The sequence below is a fragment of the Collimonas humicola genome (assembly GCF_018304945.1).
Lineage (GTDB): Bacteria > Pseudomonadota > Gammaproteobacteria > Burkholderiales > Burkholderiaceae_D > Collimonas > Collimonas humicola.
The window spans coordinates 1,523,159-1,543,205 of the sequence record NZ_JAGQEE010000001.1; the positions used below are offsets into that span (position 1 = coordinate 1,523,159).

Here is a 20,047-nt window from a genome sequence, read left to right on the forward strand (position 1 = left end):
ATACCGTCATAGCATGACGGCGCCAGTATAAAGCGAGATCAATTCAATAACATTAAGACAGCATTAAGACAGCATTAATATCGCGTTAATTTCCATGACAGAATTACTTCCACTTAAAGCCATAGCCGATGGTAAAACCTGTGTTTTTGCCCGTTGTGCTGATTCCGGCTCCCCAAGCACTATTGCCTGTCTTGCTGATGGACTTAAATTGCAATGCTAACGCCCCATATCCTTGGTATGAACCGATACCTACGCCAACCCCCTTCTCTCCGGCGTCCAAAGCTGGCATGACGGCTCCCGTCAATGCCATACTCATGGCGATACCGGAATAAGCGATTCGCTGTACATCACCAATCTGATTTTGCACGGCGTTCAACTGTGAAACATTTACCGCATCGGTCGGATTGATACCCGGCGCCACGTTAGTGATCCGGCGCTCGCTGCCAGGAGCTCCCATCGATACGGTATTGGCTTGATCCGCTATCGAACCTGCGCCCAATGCCACTGAATTGGTCCCGGTCGCTTGGGCTGCCGCACCGATTGCGACGGCATTGTTCCCGGTAGCTTGCGCCCCAGCCCCGGTGGCGACAGAGTTATTGCCCGAGGCCAGCGAATTCTGCCCAATCGCGACAGTAGGATCGCCAGTCGCCTGGGCGTTATTGCCTATCGCCACCGATCCGGCCTGCGACGCCAAGGCGCGGTAGCCGACAGCCGTGGTATTGGCATCGGTTGCCTGTGCGTTGGAACCGAATGCCGTTGCGCCATCTTTCGTCGCCTGCACGCACAAGCCGGAACCGGTCGCATCGATGCCCTTCACCGTGCTGCACGTTGCCGGCGCCACATTGCTGATCACCGTACCGTTGGTGCCGCGCGTCTGTACCGTGCCGTCGCTGTTGGCGCCGCCGATCGTGGTAACGCCAATCGTCGAACCGTTAGCTGCCGCACCACTTGATGCATCCGCGATCGGTTTCAACGACGTCGACAATGAACTGACCCCCGTCATGCTGGTCGTCAGCGACGTCAGTTGCCCCAGCCCGGTTGATATCGACGCAACGCCGGTTGACAAGGAATTGATGCCACTCGTCGCCACGCTCAAGCCGCTTGAAGTTGAGGTCGACAGCGACGATACGCTGCTGTTGGTGGTGCTCAGGCCGGTGGACAGCGAACTGATGCCGCTTGCCGCCGTGCTCAAGCCTGTCGAAGTCGATGTCGATAACGCCGACACATTGCTGTTGGTCGTACTCAGCCCCGTCGACAGCGAATTTACGCCGCTCTGCGCCGTACTGATCCCTGTCGACGTCGAGGTCGACAGCGATGTCACGTTGCTGTTAGTCGAGCTCAAGCCGGTTGACAGCGAATTGATGCCGGCCGACGTCGAAGTGGACAAAGACGATAACTGGCTGAAGTTCACAGCATCCGTTGGCCTCACACCGGCAGCCACATTGGTCAGCGTCACCGGCGTTGTCGCGCCAACGCCTCCCAAAGTAACGCTGGTGTGACCAGGGTTGTCATATTGAAGCGAGTTGGCAACCCCTGTCGACAGCGACGACACATTGTTATTGGTCGTGCTCAGGCCAGTCGACAACGAGGTCACGTTGCTGTTGGTCGCGCTCAGCCCAGTCGACAGCGAACCAATGTTGCTAGCGTTCGTACTGATGCCGGTCGAGGTCGAAGTCGACAACGAGGTTACGTTGCTGTTGGTCGTGCTCAACCCCGTCGACAGCGAACCGATGTTGCTAGCGTTCGTGCTGATGCCGGTCGAGGTCGAAGTCGACAACGAAATCACGTTGCTGTTGGTCGTGCTCAGACCAGTCGACAATGAACCGATGTTGCTGGCGTTCGTGCTGATGCCGGTCGAGGTTGAAGTCGACAGCGACGTCACGTTGCTATTGGTTGTACTCAGCCCGGTCGACAGCGAGCCAATATTGCTGGCGTTGGTGCTGATGCCGGTCGAAGTCGAGGTCGACAGCGAGGTCACATTGCTGTTGGTTGTGCTCAGTCCAGTCGACAGCGAGCCAATATTGCTGGCGTTGGTGCTGATGCCGGTCGAAGTCGAAGTCGACAGCGAGGTCACATTGCTGTTGGTTGTGCTCAGGCCTGTCGACAGCGAACCAATGTTGCTAGCGTTCGTACTGATGCCGGTCGATGTCGAGGTCGACAGCGAAGTCACGTTGCTGTTGGTCGTGCTCAACCCAGTCGACAGCGAGCCGATATTGCTGGCGTTCGTGCTGATGCCGGTTGAGGTTGAAGTCGACAGCGACGTCACGTTGCTGTTGGTCGTGCTCAGGCCAGTCGACAGCGAGCCGATGTTGCTGGCGTTGGTGCTGATGCCAGTCGAAGTCGAAGTCGACAGCGATGTCACATTGCTATTGGTAGTGCTCAGACCGGTCGACAACGAACCGATGTTGCTGGCGTTGGTGCTGATGCCGGTCGAAGTCGAGGTCGACAGCGACGTCACGTTGCTGTTGATTGTGCTCAGCCCGGTCGACAACGAACCGATGTTGCTGGCGTTGGTGCTGATGCCGGTCGAAGTCGAGGTCGACAGCGACGTCACGTTGCTGTTGGTTGTGCTCAAGCCTGTCGACAACGAGCCGATGTTGCTGGCGTTCGTACTGATGCCAGTCGAGGTCGACGTCGACAGCGATGTCACATTGCTATTGGTAGTGCTCAGACCGGTCGACAACGAGCCGATGTTGCTAGCGTTCGTACTGATGCCAGTCGAGGTCGACGTCGACAGCGACGTCACGTTGCTGTTGGTCGTGCTCAGGCCAGTCGACAGCGAACCGATGTTGCTGGCGTTGGTGCTGATGCCTGTCGAGGTCGACGTTGACAGCGAGGTCACATTGCTGTTGGTTGTACTCAGACCTGTCGACAGCGAACCGATGTTGCTGGCGTTGGTGCTGATGCCGGTCGAAGTCGACGTCGACAGCGAAGTCACATTGCTGTTGGTCGTACTCAGCCCGGTCGACAAGGAACCAATGTTGCTGGCGTTCGTGCTGATGCCGGTCGAGGTCGACGTCGACAGCGAAGTCACATTGCTATTCGTTGTGCTCAGGCCAGTCGACAGCGAACCAATGTTGCTGGCATTGGTACTGATGCCAGTCGAGGTCGACGTCGACAGCGAGGTCACATTGCTGTTGGTCGTGCTCAAGCCGGTCGACAACGAACCCACATTGCTATTCGTCGTACTCAGGCCAGTGGACAGTGAATTCACTCCGCTTTGCGCTGTGCTGATGCCCGTCGAGGTTGAAGTCGACAACGACGTCACATTACTATTGGTGGAGCTCAATCCAGTCGACAGCGAGCCGATATTGCTGGCGTTGGTGCTGATACCAGTCGAAGTCGAAGTCGACAGCGATGTCACATTGCTATTGGTAGTGTTCAGACCAGTCGACAACGAGCCGATGTTGCTGGCGTTCGTACTGATGCCAGTCGAGGTCGACGTCGACAGCGACGTCACGTTGCTGTTGGTCGTGCTCAGCCCGGTCGAGGTCGAAGTTGACAACGACGTCACGTTGCTGTTGGTGGAGCTCAAGCCGGTCGACAGCGAGCCGATGTTGCTGGCGTTCGTGCTGATGCCGGTCGAGGTCGATGTCGACAGCGAAGTCACGTTGCTGTTGGTCGTGCTCAGGCCGGTCGACAACGAACCAATGTTGCTGGCGTTCGTGCTGATGCCGGTCGAAGTCGACGTTGACAACGACGTCACGTTGCTGTTGGTCGTGCTCAGCCCTGTCGACAACGAGCCGATGTTGCTGGCGTTGGTGCTGATCCCGGTCGAAGTCGAAGTCGACAGCGAGGTCACGTTGCTGTTGGTCGTGCTCAGGCCAGTCGACAGCGAGCCGATGTTGCTGGCGTTCGTACTGATGCCAGTCGAGGTCGAGGTCGACAACGAGGTTACGTTGCTGTTGGTCGTGCTCAACCCCGTCGACAGCGAACCGATGTTGCTAGCGTTCGTGCTGATGCCGGTCGAGGTCGAGGTCGACAACGAGGTTACGTTGCTGTTGGTCGTGCTCAGCCCCGTCGACAGCGAACCGATGTTGCTGGCGTTCGTGCTGATGCCGGTCGAAGTCGACGTCGACAGCGATGTCACATTGCTATTGGTAGTGCTCAGACCGGTCGACAACGAGCCGATGTTGCTAGCGTTCGTACTGATGCCAGTCGAGGTCGAAGTAGACAACGAGGTCACATTGCTGTTGGTTGTGCTCAGACCGGTCGACAACGAGCCGATATTGCTGGCGTTCGTGCTGATGCCAGTCGAAGTCGAGGTCGACAGCGAGGTCACGTTGCTGTTGGTCGTGCTCAACCCAGTCGACAGCGAACCGATATTGCTGGCGTTGGTACTAATGCCGGTCGAAGTCGAGGTCGACAGCGAAGTCACGTTGCTATTGGTTGTGCTCAGCCCTGTCGACAGCGAACCGATGTTGCTGGCGTTCGTGCTGATGCCGGTCGAAGTCGACGTCGACAGTGACGTCACATTGCTGTTGGTCGTGCTCAAGCCGGTCGACAACGAACCAATGTTGCTGGCGTTGGTGCTGATGCCGGTCGAGGTCGAAGTAGACAGCGAGCCAATATTGCTGGCGTTCGTGCTGATGCCGGTTGAGGTTGAAGTCGACAGCGAAGTCACGTTGCTGTTGGTCGTGCTCAGCCCTGTCGACAGTGAGCCAATATTGCTGGCATTCGTGCTGATGCCAGTCGAAGTCGAGGTCGACAGCGAGGTCACGTTGCTGTTGGTCGTGCTCAAGCCGGTCGACAACGAACCAATGTTGCTGGCATTGGTACTGATGCCAGTCGAGGTCGACGTCGACAGCGACGTCACGTTGCTATTGGTTGTGCTCAGCCCTGTCGACAGCGAACCGATGTTGCTGGCGTTGGTGCTGATGCCGGTCGAAGTCGAGGTCGACAACGATGTCACATTGCTATTGGTAGTGCTCAGACCGGTCGACAACGAGCCGATGTTGCTGGCGTTCGTACTGATGCCAGTCGAGGTCGACGTCGACAGCGAGGTCACATTGCTGTTGGTCGTACTCAGGCCGGTCGACAAGGAACCGATATTGCTGGCGTTCGTGCTGATGCCTGTCGAGGTCGACGTCGACAGCGAAGTCACGTTGCTATTGGTCGTGCTCAGACCAGTCGACAAGGAACCGATATTGCTGGCGTTCGTGCTGATGCCGGTCGAGGTCGACGTCGACAGCGAAGTCACATTGCTGTTGGTCGTGCTCAAGCCGGTCGACAGTGAACCGATGTTGCTGGCGTTCGTGCTGATGCCAGTCGAAGTCGAAGTCGACAGCGACGTCACGTTGCTGTTGGTTGTGCTCAGCCCTGTCGACAAGGAACCGATGTTGCTGGCGTTGGTGCTGATACCAGTCGAAGTCGACGTCGACAACGATGTCACATTGCTATTGGTAGTGCTCAGACCTGTCGACAGCGAGCCAATGTTGCTGGCATTGGTGCTGATGCCGGTCGAAGTCGAGGTCGACAGCGAGGTCACGTTGCTGTTGGTCGTGCTCAGACCTGTCGACAAGGAACCAACATTGCTGTTAGTTGTACTCAACCCAGTCGACAATGAACCGATATTGCTAGCGTTGGTGCTGATGCCGGTCGAGGTCGAAGTAGACAGCGAGGTCACATTGCTGTTGGTTGTGCTCAGACCTGTCGACAGCGAGCCGATATTGCTGGCGTTGGTGCTGATCCCGGTCGAGGTCGACGTCGACAGCGACGTCACGTTGCTATTGGTCGTGCTCAGCCCGGTCGATAGCGAACCGATGTTGCTGGCGTTCGTGCTGATGCCAGTCGAAGTCGAGGTCGACAGCGAGGTCACGTTGCTGTTGGTCGTGCTCAAGCCGGTCGACAACGAACCAATGTTGCTGGCGTTCGTGCTGATGCCTGTCGAAGTCGAGGTCGAGAGCGAAGTCACGTTGCTGTTGGTTGTGCTCAGCCCTGTTGACAGCGAACCAATATTGCTGGCGTTCGTGCTAATGCCAGTCGAGGTCGAGGTCGACAGCGAAGTCACGTTGCTGTTGGTCGTACTCAGCCCAGTCGACAGCGAACCCACATTGCTATTCGTTGTGCTCAGCCCGGTCGACAAGGAACCAATGTTGCTGGCGTTCGTGCTGATGCCGGTCGAGGTCGACGTCGACAGCGAAGTCACGTTGCTGTTGGTGGAGCTCAAGCCAGTCGACAACGAACCCACATTGCTATTCGTTGTGCTCAGACCAGTGGACAGCGAATTCACACCGCTTTGCGCCGTGCTGATACCAGTCGAGGTCGAGGTCGACAGCGAAGTCACATTGCTGTTGGTGGAGCTTAAGCCGGTCGATAACGAACCTACATTGCTATTCGTTGTACTCAGGCCGGTGGACAGTGAATTCACGCCGCTCTGCGCTGTGCTGATACCGGTTGAGGTCGAGGTCGACAACGAGGTCACGTTGCTATTGGTCGTGCTCAACCCGGTCGATAGGGAGCCGATGTTGCTGGCATTGGTACTAATGCCGGTCGAAGTCGAGGTCGACAACGACGTCACGTTGCTGTTGGTTGTGCTCAAGCCTGTCGACAACGAACCCACATTGCTATTCGTTGTGCTCAGACCGGTGGACAGCGAATTCACGCCGCTCTGCGCTGTGCTGATGCCCGTCGAAGCCGAAGTCGACAACGAAGTCACACTGCTGTTGGTGGAGCTCAAGCCTGTCGACAACGACCCCACATTGCTATTCGTTGTACTCAGGCCTGTCGACAATGAATTGACGCCACTTTGCGCCGTACTGATGCCCGTCGAGGTCGAAGTCGACAACGAGGTCACGTTGCTGTTGGTCGTGCTCAGACCTGTCGACAAGGAACCGATGTTGCTGGCGTTCGTGCTGATACCGGTCGAAGTCGAGGTTGACAACGACGTCACGTTGCTGTTGGTCGTGCTCAAGCCGGTCGACAATGAACCAATGTTGCTGGCATTGGTGCTGATGCCGGTCGAAGTCGACGTCGACAGCGACGTCACACTGCTGTTGGTGGAGCTTAAGCCAGTCGACAACGACCCCACATTGCTATTCGTCGTACTCAAGCCTGTGGACAGTGAATTCACACCACTTTGTGCCGTGCTGATACCCGTCGATGTCGAGGTCGACAGCGAAGTCACGTTACTGTTAGTTGAACTCAAGCCTGTCGATAACGAACCCACATTGCTATTCGTTGTGCTCAGTCCAGTGGAAAGCGAATTCACGCCGCTTTGCGCCGTACTGATGCCCGTCGAGGTCGAGGTGGACAGCGACGTCACGTTGCTGTTGGTCGTACTCAGCCCTGTCGACAACGAACCCACGTTGCTATTCGTGGTACTCAGGCCAGTGGACAGCGAATTCACGCCGCTTTGCGCCGTACTGATGCCCGTCGAGGTCGAGGTGGACAGCGACGTCACGTTGCTGTTGATTGCGCTCAGCCCTGTCGACAGCGAACCCACATTGCTATTCGTGGTACTCAAGCCAGTGGAAAGCGAATTCACGCCGCTTTGCGCTGTACTGATACCCGTCGAGGTCGAGGTCGACAGCGAGGTCACGTTACTGTTGATTGCGCTCAGCCCTGTCGACAGCGAACCCACATTGCTATTCGCGGTACTCAAACCAGTGGAAAGCGAATTCACGCCGCTTTGCGCCGTACTAATACCCGTCGATGCCGACGTCGACAATGACGACACACTGCTATTAGTCGTGCTCAATCCGGTTGAGGTCGAAGTCGACAACGAAGATACGTTGCTGTTGGTTGTGCTCAGGCCAGTCGACAACGAACCCACATTGCTATTCGTTGTACTCAAACCAGTGGACAGCGAATTCACGCCGCTTTGCGCCGTACTAATACCCGTCGATGCTGACGTCGACAATGACGACACACTGCTATTGGTCGTGCTCAATCCGGTTGAGGTCGAAGTCGACAACGAAGATACGTTGCTGTTGGTTGTGCTCAGGCCAGTCGACAACGAACCCACATTGCTATTCGTTGTACTCAGACCAGTGGAAAGCGAATTCACGCCGCTTTGCGCCGTACTAATACCCGTCGATGCTGACGTCGACAATGACGACACACTGCTGTTGGTCGTGCTCAATCCGGTTGAGGTCGAAGTCGACAACGAAGATACGTTGCTGTTGGTTGTGCTCAGGCCAGTCGACAGCGATGCAATTCCACTTGTTGCTGTACTCAACCCTGTTGACGTCGATGTCGACAAAGAGGTGATATTGGAACCCAGCGTGCTTGCCACGCTATACAATTGGCTCCCGTTAATAGCGTCTGTACTACCGGCAGTAATCAGCCCAGCGGCGACATTCTGAATCCGACGCTCTGTTCCAGACGCGCCTACGCTCACTACGCCTGCCGCGGCACTGGCGCCAGCGAATCCGCTATAAGTGGCAGTTCCTATCGGAGCAGTACTTATACTGGTTGTACCGCCTGTCGCGGCCGATAACGTTCCGGTCGTCGTAGCCCCTTTGCCAATCGCTACCGAACCAATGACGCTTGATACAGCGCCATCACCTTCGGCAATGCCATAAGCCGCTGTGACCCCTGCCCCACGTCCGATGGCAATACCCGAAGTGCTGGTAGCCGACACAGAAGACTGGCCACCTAGAGCTATCCCATCCGAGGCTGCCGAAACTGCAGCGGTAGTGGCGTTATCACCTATCGCAATAGCGCCGGCTCCGGAAGCATTGGCAAAATTTCCAACTGCAACAGAATAACCACCCGCTGCGTTGGAACTATAGCCAACCGCAGTAGCACTAGAGCCTGATGCGTTCGCACCGCCACCAATCGCAGTAGCATTACCAACCGCAGTGGTGTACTCGCCAAAGGCCGTTGCATTGGTGCCGGTAGCATTAGCGCTAGCCCCCACGGCTGTAGTAACTGAGCCATTAGCTGTAGTGTTATCACCAATAGCAATCGCACCAGCTCCAGTTGCTGTGGGGGCTACATTGTTATCTCCAATTGCAATTGAAGCGGTAGTCGTGGCATTGCCCCCAGCCACGCCATATCCAGCAGCCTCAGCCCCTCCCTCGCATAGCATTACCACAGCTGCGAGAGCTCCCAGGACAACCCTTTTTTTTGACTTTCCGCGAGCAGTCGAATTTTCAGATACGGCGGTCCACACGCCTGTAGCTTCATTCCAGATGCTCCGATAGTTTTTATTCACGATATTTCTCTTTAGTTTCGATTTTTTCTGTAATCCGACATTCCCGCGCTCGGCAACGATGTTCCAGCGTCCGCAAACATCCAAGCGCCTCGGGTCGACATTCCAGAATCGATCAAACTAGTTCCTGAGTTTCACTCTTAGTGAATTTGATAGACTCGGTGATCTGGCTTCTGCAAACTTATTTGGATGAAATTAATCTGCATTTCATCGGCGCCCCACTTTGGATATTTGCAAATATAGATGCCAAGTTCATTGAAAAAAGGAACTTCAACAATCGTTCACCAAACCATCATGAAGCCGTAAGGATTTGTTGTTTTCACATCAAAATCTAACGAGAAGGGCAAGGACTTCCATCAGAAATTGCCATACCCCACATGCACACCCTCTTCACCTTGAGCACCGCTTCGTCAAGCAGATCCAGGGCAATCACCGCCAGATGCGTTATGCGAATGTTGACGCCGGCCGTTGCCTGTAGGGTAGTCAGCTCTAATGCGCCGCCCCTGTCACCGCATTGCGCGAGAACATAGGAGATGGCGCCGGCAGCGGCCAGGGACCGCGCATGCATGATTGTTTGTTCCTGCGAAAGGGGGTTCAATTCAATGGCAGAGCGGAACGCCGCAACGACCTCAGCGACTGTGCCAGTCGCGAGTAGATGCTGGCCAAAATTAAAATGCGTGGCAGGATTTTTCGGCGACATAAGCCGCTGGCGAGTGTTTCTGGATAACTTGCCGTACGCAAAAACACGCAGCAGTTATTGAAGGGTTCAGCTGGACCGTGCCAGATCCTCAAGAAAGCGTAAGCAATGATGGAGTTTCGTCTTCAGCGCAGTGCGCGTAGCACTCGCAAAAAAAGACACGTCGAATGCTTGCCCGTAAGAACCAAGTATTACCGAATAAGATTGGAATTGATAAGCATTGTGAAAGATCGCACAAAGCAATGGACTGATGGCGGCCTGATGTCTAGGATGATTCCTTAATCATCCTGCGGCATAAATTATATGAAAATGATCTCTGGCGACAAAGTGCTCGATGAATGCATCGATAAAATCTCAAACTTGGCAACGCTTACGCTTTACGGCATGAACGTCGTCGGCCAGGTGCATGTCGCGATCAATGAGGTTTGCCGCTATCTGATTCTGAAAAAATCAGGAGATCCCGAATGCAATCTATTGGCTTTCAAAAATAAATTGCTGACCTTGGGCCATCTCACGCATCCAAGCCTTCCGGATTACAGAAAGACCCTCAACTATGCGGCGTCGTTGATCGTTATTGAGGCGCCTTGATTTTTCGTTCCGTAGAAAATTCGGGGCATCGTTCGTAACGATAACTGCATATTGACACCACAACGCGAGGCGCTCCCTTATGTCGTATCCAGCAGCAATCAAAACATCATTAAGCTTATTAGAGGCGACCGGAATTGCGCGCTTCAACTACGCCCCGCCTCCACATCGTTTGCTATGGTGCGTGGGCATTCCAGTGCCTCCTCCGCATCTTGCTAGCGCCAGATTCAATTTCCTTTTTTTTGCGATATGGTTCGGCGCGGCGTGGGGGACCTTTACTTGGTATTCTCTTTTGTCCCCGGTTGGAGCACCTATCATGTTTGCCGTGACTATGGCATTTCTGATAGGTGGAGCGTTCGGCTATGGGCTGGCGCTCTACTACCGCCATGCAGCCAGCAAGTACAATCTAATCGCGCCGTGAGTCTCCGTTGCTCGCGGCAATGTAGCTATCCGGCATTTACAATGTCCGCAGAAAAATCTTGGCGGCGCCATTAAAAAGTATCAAGTGCGGAGCGAGTAAAACGTTCAATAAACTGCATCAATTCGTGCGCCGCTGACACCGCAGCATCGCTATCTTCATTGGCAATGGCATTCAATACGCTGGCGTGCAATTGCGCACCTTCGACGTAGGCCCGATTATGTCCAATATGGTAGTACCAGAATCGTCTTGATTGCGCGTGGATCGACTGCATGCTGGTAATCAGCATGCTGTTGTGAGTCGCCAGAACTTCAGCTTCGTGAATCTCACGGCCGACTCGAATCCAATCATCCATATTTTCTTCTTCGGCGGCTTTGATCATCCGCTGAGCGAGTATTTGCAGATGCGCTCTCTCTTCCGATGTCGCACGCAAAGTGGCGCATCTAACCACCAGTTCCTCGAGCGGACGTCTAACCTCCAGCAGTTCCAGTTGTTGACGAATGTCGATTCCTGAAACAAGAGTGCCACGACGCGGCAGCATCTCGACAAACCCAATTTGTCGCAATCTCTGAAGCGCCTCTCGGATTGGCGTGCGTCCCATCCCTAATTCAACAGAAAGTTGCACCTCCGAAATCATTGATCCGGGAGGAAGGCGACGCGTGATAATCATTTCCTCGATTTGATTGAATGCCACATCGGTCAGCAGTTGTTCCGGCGCATTCATGAGCTCAGGCTTGGAAGCATCGTTAGCAAGAAGACTATTATTCATGACGACATTTTACATTGAATCAAATTCATTCTTTTAATTTCGAGTGCGTGGAAGATCGATAACAAATGCAGGGCTGGCCAAACGAATACTCAGCATCCATTGAAGAGGCATACAAAAATGCTTTGAAATATACGTAGAAACCAAATATTGCTATATAAATATGAAGCAACGTTGATATTGGCAAGTGCAATCTGGAAGAATTTTATTGAAATTTTATTAAAAAAAAGGGGGACATTATCCCCGCTCCACGCTTGGCAACGTGTGTAAATATCTAACATCTGCTGCTAAATTCCGAGCACTAAAGAATGGATTTTGCCGAGGCGGCCAAATATTCTGACCGCCTCGCCCCCACGCTCTAGTCCGTTAGCGCATGTGCGGTCTCCACATTCAGATTATCAACAGATGCGGAAGATTTTCGTGGCAGTCGCACAAAAAAAGCCACCGCAAGCGCGCCAGCCAGCGAAATTCCCCCGGCGAAGAAAAACGCGCTTGTAAAAACTTTGGTCCACTGTACAAGGAAGCCCGTCAATATTGGGGCAAGAATACCTGCGGTGTTAGCAAGCAGGTGCATGAATCCGCCCACACCGCCCATGCGTGCCGGCTCGACCGTATCCAGAATGATGGCCCAATACACGCTGAGCGTCAGGTTCATGAAAAATACTGTGATGCTCATCAATGCAACTGCCATGCCGACACTGTTTGCAATTCCGGCCAATGCAACACATGCGGCAGCAACCAGCAACCCAACGACAATTACAATTTTGCGCGATTTCAGGGCATTTCCGGTCCACCGAAAAATCAGATCGGAAGTAAAGCCCCCTAATGCTATCCCCATAAAACCGAGAACCCAGGGTATGACGTTGACGATGCTCATTGAGGCAAGACTCAAGTGCCGCTCCATCATCAGGTAGCTGGGAAACCAGGAAAGGAAAAAATACAGGATGTAGGCATAGCCAAAATATGCCAGCGAGGTAGCCAAAATTATAGGGCTCTTGAGATAAGCGCTCAATGGCTTGCGGGGAAGCACCTCTGCTACTTTCCCACTAGCAGCGTCGTCCGAAACCGGCAGCTTCATCGTCCCGCGAATCCATCGATTCCCCTCTGGCCGGTCGCTGGAGAAGATCGACCACATAAGCACCCACAGCATCCCTACGATACCGATAACGACAAATGGAACCCGCCACCCCCATTTGACCGCCATCAGCCCGATTACCGGCCCGGCAAGAGCTGCCCCCAACTGCAGACCCGAATTGGCGAATCCAACAGCGGTAGTCTGCTCCCTTCTGTCGAACCAGCCACTGACGATCTTATTGGTACAGGTTGCCAAGGGACCTTCCCCGGCCCCAAAAACAACCCGAATGATCAGCAGGCTAATCAGGCCGGAAGCAACTGCAGTCAGGCTACAGAATATAGACCAGAATGCAATGGCCACAATCAGAACCCGTCTTGCGCCAAAGCGATCGGCTGCATATCCTCCGATAAAACAGAACAATGAATAGCCGACGAAAAATGCACTAAAAACGATTCCCAGATGCGCCGGATCCAAATTAAAATCCTTGGCGATTAAAGGTGCTGCAACTGACAGTGCCGCACGATCAAGATAACTGATCACACACGCAAGAAACAGCATAAAAACAATGAACCAACGAAATTTCATGATTGTCTCCGTCCAAACCATTGCAGGCTGGAATATTTTTATCTGCGCGATCTAGACCTAGATCTAGATACGCGCATTAGATGAACTAAGGAAGCAATAATCGGGCGATCTCCCCACGGTACGCCGTCAAGTAGGATTTCGCTTGTCGTCACTTTCCCGATTGACGAGCAACCTGCCTCATGCGCTGTTTCACGCCATAGATGAATCCTTCTCGATCACATCCATTTTTTTACTGAAAAACGGTGGCTGAAAACCCCGACCCGGCCTTGGATCAAACAGCGATGCCTCCATTAGCGGCAATGGGTCGAGAATGCGATGCGGTGCAAACGCCATATGCGCAAGGATATCGCGCTGCAAATCCACGCCAGGAGCAATTTCGATCAGCACCAATCCCTGCGAGGTCGCTTCGAAAACGGCGCGTTCAGTGATGATCAATGCGCTTTGCCCGCCGGCTACTCCCTTTCCGACCGAATACGTAATGCTTTGGGCCGTGTTGACGAATTTACTTACTTTCCCCTCTTTCAGAATCGTCATGCGCCCGCCGTCATAAGCGATATCGAGCCCGCCGGTGGTAAACGAGCCGGTAAACACCAGACGCTGCGCATTCATTGCAATATCGATGAAGCCGCCGGAACCGGGATTCACTTTTCCGAACTTGCTGACGTTAACGGTGCCATGAGAATCGTACTCGGCAAATGCCAGCGCGGCGAAGCGACACAATCCACCGTCAATCACATCAAACTGAGTAACGCCGTCGAGAAGCGCCTGCGGATGAAGATTTGCCGAGAACTGCCAGCCGTTCATCACAATGCCTCCATAGGAACCGTGCTCGGTGGTGAACCAGTAGTCGTCTGAACCGGTTTCTGGATCGATCAGTCCCTGTTCTGCCATCACCAGTGGAACATCAGCCGCGGCGCCAAAACCGAAGATGGACAGTTCATGCTTACGCACTTCCAACGCAGCGCGTCGAGCGATGACTTTATCCGGGCCGAAGGGAATGTCCGGCAAATGAACGTAGCCGGCACCTGGACGCAAATACGCTTCGTCATATGGCGTATCGGTGCTCATCATCATGTCAGGCTCAACAACCAATGCGTCAACAAACATGCCCGGCAATCGGACCGAGGTCGCCAATCGTTCCCCGCGCGAAACGATTCTTCTGACCTGCACAATCACCCGGCCGCCGCTTGCCTTTGCCGCCAATGCCAGCGCCAGGCCTGATGACACCAACGGCTCATCTTCGAATGAAAGATTGCCAAACTCGTCGGCGCTGCTGGCGCGAATAATTGCAACATCAATTGGCCAGGTCGGGTAGAACAGGAATTCTTCGTCGTTCAGGCATATTTTCTGGATCAAATCATCCTGGCAACGGTTAGTGAACTTTCCTCCGCCGTTGTCCGGATCGGCGTACGTGCCGATTCCAACCCGCGTGATATAACCTGGACTCTTGTGCGCGACTTCGCGCAGCCAATGCATGGATGCGCCTATCGGCCAGGAATATGCCTCAATCCGGTTCTCTTGAATCAGTTGCATCAGGTCCGGACGTTTGCCGGTATGTGGATTCACCGGATTGATGTAAGACCCCGAAACAATGCGTTTCATCAGTCCTTCCTGCGCAACGTGGTCCATCCCGCGTATGCCGACAGCATCCCCTGTACCGCAAGGAAAATAAAACGTCAGATTGCGTGGCGCGCCCGTTTCGCGAAAACGCTTGCCTAGCGCCTCAAGCGTAGCGTCTGGCACCGTCCAGCCGATCACCCCGACTGAGGCAACGGTTTGCCCGTCCTTGATTGACGCTACGGCTTGTTCTGCAGAGATAATTTTTGTCACGATTTCACCTTGAATTTTGATAAAAGTGCTTGCGCGGTCCCACCTTCGCAATTGCTGGCAAAGTGCTGGGTGGCCACACGGTCGAGTCGCTCGCCATCGTATGTGACGAAAGGTTCGAAGAAACGCTTGGTGGAAGTGATGGCTTCGGGCGGCAAGGCGGCAAGTCGTTGCGCCAGCGCGAGGGCTTCCTGGTTGGCGCATGCAGGCTCGGTCAAGTAGTCCGCAACGCCCAGGCGATGCGCTTCAATGCCATTGATGACGTCCGCGGCCCAAGTCAGGATCCGTGCACGAACCGGACCGACGCGAGCTAGCAGCGCCTGCAATCCCCATGGCGGCAACCAGCCATTCGGGACTTCAGGAAGATGCCAACGTACATTTGAGGCGGTAACGACGATATCGCAAGAAATTGCGAGAACAAATCCTCCTCCAAGCGCGAAACCTTCCACCGACGCAATCACCGGCTTGGACAGGCCGGCAATTGATCGCGCCACTTGCGCGGTCTCTAATTCGGAGTCGCACATTTCTTGGATCGACATTGCGCTGAGCTCTTTCAGATCGCTGCCGGAGCAGAAAGCCGGCGCCGCGCCGGACAGGACGATGGCTCGGACCGCCGGATCCCGATCGGCGTCTTGCAACGCTTGTGCGAGTTCTTCGATTGATTTGCTATCCAGAGCGTTACGGCGCGCAGGTCGATTTAATGTCAGATGCCGAACCTGACCTATGTTTTCAATGATCATTAACAATTTCTCCTTTTGTCGTTCATCAAATAATTCGTCTTACAATAAATGCGCACCATCTCGCTCAAGTGCTGCACGTATTTCCTGCGGGTCTACCTCACGCGGCTCCAATCCATGACGAATTGCAATGGTCGCCGCGTGTCCTATCGCATGACCGTATGAAAAGCACTGAGCTGTAACCCGCGCCGAAGCAACCGCTTCATGTTCGGCAGAGAGGCATCGGCCGGCAACCAGCAAGCCCTCGCCATGCGTCGGCACGAAGCACGAGTACGGCACTTCGTAGTAGTCGTCCAGAATCCACTCTACTTTTGGCCTGGCGCCGCTATGCAATTCAATTGGCCAAGGCGAGCGTGCAATGCCGTCGGAAAACTTACGGGCCGTGACCACATCGTTATTCATGAGCTTTGCAACACCTTCGACCTGCCGTGTCTGACGCACGCCGACCTGAACGCCGGTGTCATTTATGAAGGCGTTTTCGCATCCAGTCACATACTCTCTAAAAAAGCGAGCATACGCGTGCACCTGGCGCCGGCCATTCAACTCGGCTTCAGTGAAGTCGCGATATAAAAGAGGATTGAGCTCGCGCCCGTCTGTACCGGTTATCCGAGTGCAATTGCACAGCAGCTCTCCGGCGCGGGTTGTTGGGAAAAGCCAGATTTTTGTCCGTGGGAGATCGTCGCCAGCGGACTGGCGTTCGCGTATCAGGGCTGATACGGCTTCGCCCATGATCGTGTCGTCGCCATAAGCGGCAGTGAAGCGTTCGACGTCGACCCCCTGCAGGCGAAAGATCATGGTCGGATTCTGCACACGGCCCTTGTCGCCGACGAAACTATCCAGTCCAGCCATTGCCACCAGATCGGCATCTCCACTGGCATCTACAGTGATCTTGGCTCGAATCGTCAGAGGTCCTTGTTTGGTCCATGCCTGGACACCTTCGACCCGCTCTTTGCCGTCGAGAAGGGTTCCTGTTGCAACAGCGTGGTAGATCACCTGGACGCCATTTTCAATCAACAAAGCGTCTGCGGCATCGCGCCATATCAAAGGATCATGAACGCGCGTCCAAGTTTTTCCGTAGCGCAATGGTGCGCCAAGGCCTCCCCGTGCTTCCAACGCCTTGCAAAATTCCTCCGCAAACCCGAAAACAACCTGCTCCGGTTTCGCGCCAGCGCGGTCGGTTGCAAGATACAGTCCACAGACAGTGCCTGACAGCCCAGCTACAGCGCCGCCGCCACAAAATCCATAGCGTTCTAGCAGCACCACATGCAATCCCTGTCGCCGGGCCGTTATTGCCGTGGCAACTCCAGCTGCCCCACCACCGATAACCAGCACATCACATTGGAGATCTTCAACCGTTCTAACGTCAACCGCCATTTTTTCCATTTGTCGCCACCTTGTCGTCAACTGATATGTCAGATGTCGACATTAATACATCGTGCGAAATGAACTGTCAAGAGGGAGCGCAAAAATTAGAAATGGAATTGATTAAGCCGCCTAACGGGCTGTTGAGTCATCCCTGCCGCCAGTCTGCGAGTTGGCGTAGGTATACGCTGGGCACAGAGAATCAATGTTCGACTTGGGAACATGCATAAAACGGGCGTCATCCAAAATGCGCTGAATGCGCTGAAGTACTGGGCGCTTATGACGCAATCACGATTTGCCGAAGTTTCTATCCAGAAATTTTTCGACGCGAGTCCAGAAATCGACGTTGTTTTTCTTCAGTCGCCAACCATGCCGCTCTTCGGGATACTGAACCCATTCCACATTTGGATTGGTTGCCCTGACCGCATCACGGAACTTCGCGCCGCGTATGATAGGGACCCGCAAGTCGGATCCACCGCATGCTAAAAGTAAAGGTTGTGTGATACGCGCGGCATTTGCGAGGGGCGAGGTCGCTTTCAGTTGGGCCGCATCCTTTTCATGATCGCCGACCAGCACTGACATGCCCTGTTTCAAGCATTCGCCTGAAAGGCCGCGCCATCTCACGAGCAAGGTCCAAGCTATTGACCTGCGCATGAAAAATCCGGCCTGATTCAGCCGAGCGACAGGCCCGATATATGCGCTTCAATTACGGCCTGGCAGAATATCCGGACGATTGAACATTAGTCCTGCTCACTGTATTGAATAGGATTGTGGCCCGCTGCAACGATGACGTTTCCTGGAGCGCATAGGCTTATCCGTCCAGGCTGACATGCCGCCGAATCAATCCTTCGGTTTAAGCTTGCGCGCTGTATCGATCGCCTTCAAGACCGGCAAGGTGCGGATGTACGCCACCTCCTCCATCGATACCTCGCTGGAACGGCGCGCGAATTCCAGCACCGTGCGCAACTGTTCTTCATTGAACTGCGCCCATACGGCTTCGGTACGCCGAGCCAGCCGCTCATAGTAGATACCCATCTGACGCACACGCTCTTCGCAGGCAACGACGCGCACCTTGCGGCGGTCGGTGGGGTCGGCTTCGCGCCTGACGAAGCCGGCCTTTTCCAGCCGGTCGACCAGCCCGGTGATGGCGCCCGTCGTCAGTCCGGTCGCTGTCGCCAGCTGGCTCGGCGTCAACGCATCAGCGCCAGCCATCACGATGAAGTCCAGACATTCCAGGTCTGTGCTGGACACCCCCACCCGCTCGGCCACCGCGCCGCTCAACAATACGCCCTGCGCGCTCATGCGGCGAACCTCCAGCCCTAATGCCTGCAGCAAGGCAGCCTTCCTTGTTTTGACGCTTGACATAGTCGCCCCAAATATCTTAGAGTAAAAGTATCTTAGTTACTAAGTAATATACGATCAATTGTATGAATGTTACCAGACGGGCGCATTCAACGGACATCCTGGAGAAAAACATGGCAAATATTAAAACAGCCTTGATAATCGGCGGCGGCATCGCCGGGCCGGTGACGGCCCTGGCGCTGCGTAAAGCAGGCATCGAAGCCACTGTCCACGAGGCGTACCCAAGCTCGGCGCAGGGCGTTGGAGGCACCCTCATGGTCGCGCCGAACGGCCTCGACGCACTGCGCATCATCGGTGCAGACGAGGCTGTTCGCGCCATCGGCCTGCCGATTACGCGCATGGTGATGGCAAACGGGCGCGGCAAGTCTGTCGGCGAGTTTCCCGGCCTGCCCGGCATGCCGCCAAGCCTGCTCATATGGCGCTCCGAGCTGTGCCGCGTGCTGCACCGGCATGCAGCAGCACATGGTGTCTCCGTTGAATACGGCAAGCGCGTGATTGGGGTCGACCAGACTGCTACGGGCATTACCGCACGATTTTCCGACGGCAGCAACGCCAGTGCGGACGTGCTGATAGGCGCAGACGGGATCCGATCCGCAGTCCGCATGTTGATCGATCCGCAGGCGCCAGGACCGCAGTACACCGGCCTGCTTGGATTCGGCGGCCGTGCGATGGGCAGCGATGCAATTGGCCGCCCTGGCGCCATGCACTTCGTGCATGGAAAGCACGCATTTCTCGGCCATTGGATGGAGCCGGACGGCAGCGCCATGTGGTTTGGCAATCTGCCGCACCCGACGCCGTTGACGGCGGCAGAGGCAAGGGCCGTGCCGGCGGCACAGTGGCTGGAGACATTGCGCGAGGTCTATCGCTATGACGTTCCCGGCGGCGCGTTGCTTGCCCACACGAGTCCCGAACAGTTGCTCGTCACAGGTGCGGGAGAGATACTGCCGCCAGTGCCGCGCTGGCATCGTGGCCGCATGGTGCTGGTCGGCGATGCCGCGCATGCGCCATCGTCGAGTTCGGGCCAAGGCGCGTCGCTCGCCATGGAGAGCGCCATCCAGCTGGCGCGCTGCCTGCGCGACCTGCCCGACGTTGCCACGGCCTTTCTCGCCTACGAGCGGCTGCGCCGGCCCAGGGTCGAGAAAGTCGCCGCGGACGCCGCGAGGACCAACAATAGAAAGGCCTCCGGGCCGGTGGCCAAGGCAATGTTCAGCCTTTTGATGCCGATTGCGATGAAGACCTTCTTCACACCGGAAAAGATGTTCGGTTCCTTGCATGGCTATCGCATCGATTGGGACGATGTCGTGACAGCATGATTGCCGAACGCCCGATTGACGTCGCAATGGCCCGCCCCAACAGTCCTGGATAAAAGAAACGCGCAACTCGATGAGATTCCAGGCGCAAGCCGAATCGGTTTCAGCGAACTGAGCAAGCGAAGGCTCCCTTCCCGGGGCGCGCAGCGCCATGGCCGCCTCGCCA

At 55.2% G+C, this 20,047-nt stretch carries 11 protein-coding genes and 2 pseudogenes; 3 read left to right on the forward strand and 10 right to left on the reverse strand.

Features of this window, described 5'->3' with window-relative positions:
• Nucleotides 1–103: 103 nt before the first annotated feature.
• The 3 genes and pseudogenes from KHU30_RS25705 to KHU30_RS06870 form a co-directional block, all read right to left on the reverse strand.
• Complete coding sequence (locus KHU30_RS25705) at nucleotides 104–8,863, reverse strand: YadA-like family protein (RefSeq protein ID WP_456236963.1); 8,760 nt, start codon at nucleotides 8,861–8,863, stop codon at nucleotides 104–106.
• Nucleotides 8,864–9,055: 192 nt separating this feature from the next.
• A pseudogene (locus KHU30_RS25540) lies at nucleotides 9,056–9,160 on the reverse strand (ESPR domain-containing protein); the annotation flags it as partial.
• Nucleotides 9,161–9,488: 328 nt separating this feature from the next.
• Nucleotides 9,489–9,857 (reverse strand): hypothetical protein, encoded by a 369-nt coding sequence (locus tag KHU30_RS06870; protein ID WP_211441815.1) that lies wholly within the window; start codon nucleotides 9,855–9,857, stop codon nucleotides 9,489–9,491.
• Between the two features lie 300 nt (nucleotides 9,858–10,157).
• Here KHU30_RS06870 and KHU30_RS06875 point away from each other — a divergent pair, with 300 nt between their 5' ends.
• Together KHU30_RS06875 and KHU30_RS06880 are read left to right on the forward strand one after the other, a co-directional pair.
• Nucleotides 10,158–10,442 carry a hypothetical protein gene (locus tag KHU30_RS06875; protein ID WP_211441816.1) on the forward strand — a complete coding sequence of 95 codons (285 nt, stop codon included), beginning with the start codon at nucleotides 10,158–10,160 and terminating at the stop codon, nucleotides 10,440–10,442.
• A 79-nt stretch (nucleotides 10,443–10,521) separates the two neighbouring features.
• Nucleotides 10,522–10,860, forward strand: coding sequence for a DUF6404 family protein (locus KHU30_RS06880; RefSeq protein WP_211441817.1), 339 nt, complete (start codon nucleotides 10,522–10,524; stop codon nucleotides 10,858–10,860).
• A 70-nt stretch (nucleotides 10,861–10,930) separates the two neighbouring features.
• On the opposite strand, the gene KHU30_RS06885 is transcribed toward KHU30_RS06880, so the two are convergent.
• From KHU30_RS06885 to KHU30_RS06915, 7 genes and pseudogenes are all read right to left on the reverse strand, one after another.
• Nucleotides 10,931–11,626: a GntR family transcriptional regulator gene (locus tag KHU30_RS06885; protein ID WP_211441818.1), complete on the reverse strand. Its 696-nt coding sequence runs from the start codon at nucleotides 11,624–11,626 to the stop codon at nucleotides 10,931–10,933.
• Nucleotides 11,627–11,981: 355 nt separating this feature from the next.
• Nucleotides 11,982–13,283, reverse strand: coding sequence for an MFS transporter (locus KHU30_RS06890; RefSeq protein ID WP_230427210.1), 1,302 nt, complete (start codon nucleotides 13,281–13,283; stop codon nucleotides 11,982–11,984).
• 189 nt (nucleotides 13,284–13,472) lie between these two features.
• A complete protein-coding gene (locus KHU30_RS06895) occupies nucleotides 13,473–15,113 on the reverse strand; it encodes a CoA-transferase (protein WP_211441820.1) in 1,641 nt (546 codons plus the stop codon).
• Entirely contained in the window at nucleotides 15,110–15,850 is a 741-nt protein-coding gene (locus tag KHU30_RS06900; RefSeq protein ID WP_211441821.1) for an enoyl-CoA hydratase/isomerase family protein, read from the reverse strand. The genes KHU30_RS06895 and KHU30_RS06900 overlap by 4 nt, the downstream gene beginning before the upstream one ends.
• A 39-nt stretch (nucleotides 15,851–15,889) precedes the next feature.
• The gene (locus KHU30_RS06905; RefSeq protein ID WP_211441822.1) at nucleotides 15,890–17,230 is read right to left on the reverse strand and encodes an FAD-dependent oxidoreductase; all 1,341 of its coding nucleotides are present in this window, start codon (nucleotides 17,228–17,230) and stop codon (nucleotides 15,890–15,892) included.
• Between the two features lie 267 nt (nucleotides 17,231–17,497).
• Nucleotides 17,498–17,794, reverse strand: a pseudogene (locus tag KHU30_RS06910) (alpha/beta hydrolase family protein); the annotation flags it as partial.
• 255 nt (nucleotides 17,795–18,049) lie between these two features.
• Nucleotides 18,050–18,574: a MarR family winged helix-turn-helix transcriptional regulator gene (locus KHU30_RS06915; protein WP_211441824.1), complete on the reverse strand. Its 525-nt coding sequence runs from the start codon at nucleotides 18,572–18,574 to the stop codon at nucleotides 18,050–18,052.
• A gap of 110 nt (nucleotides 18,575–18,684) precedes the next feature.
• Here KHU30_RS06915 and KHU30_RS06920 point away from each other — a divergent pair, with 110 nt between their 5' ends.
• The gene (locus KHU30_RS06920; protein WP_211441825.1) at nucleotides 18,685–19,884 is read left to right on the forward strand and encodes an FAD-dependent oxidoreductase; all 1,200 of its coding nucleotides are present in this window, start codon (nucleotides 18,685–18,687) and stop codon (nucleotides 19,882–19,884) included.
• Nucleotides 19,885–20,047 lie beyond the last annotated feature (163 nt).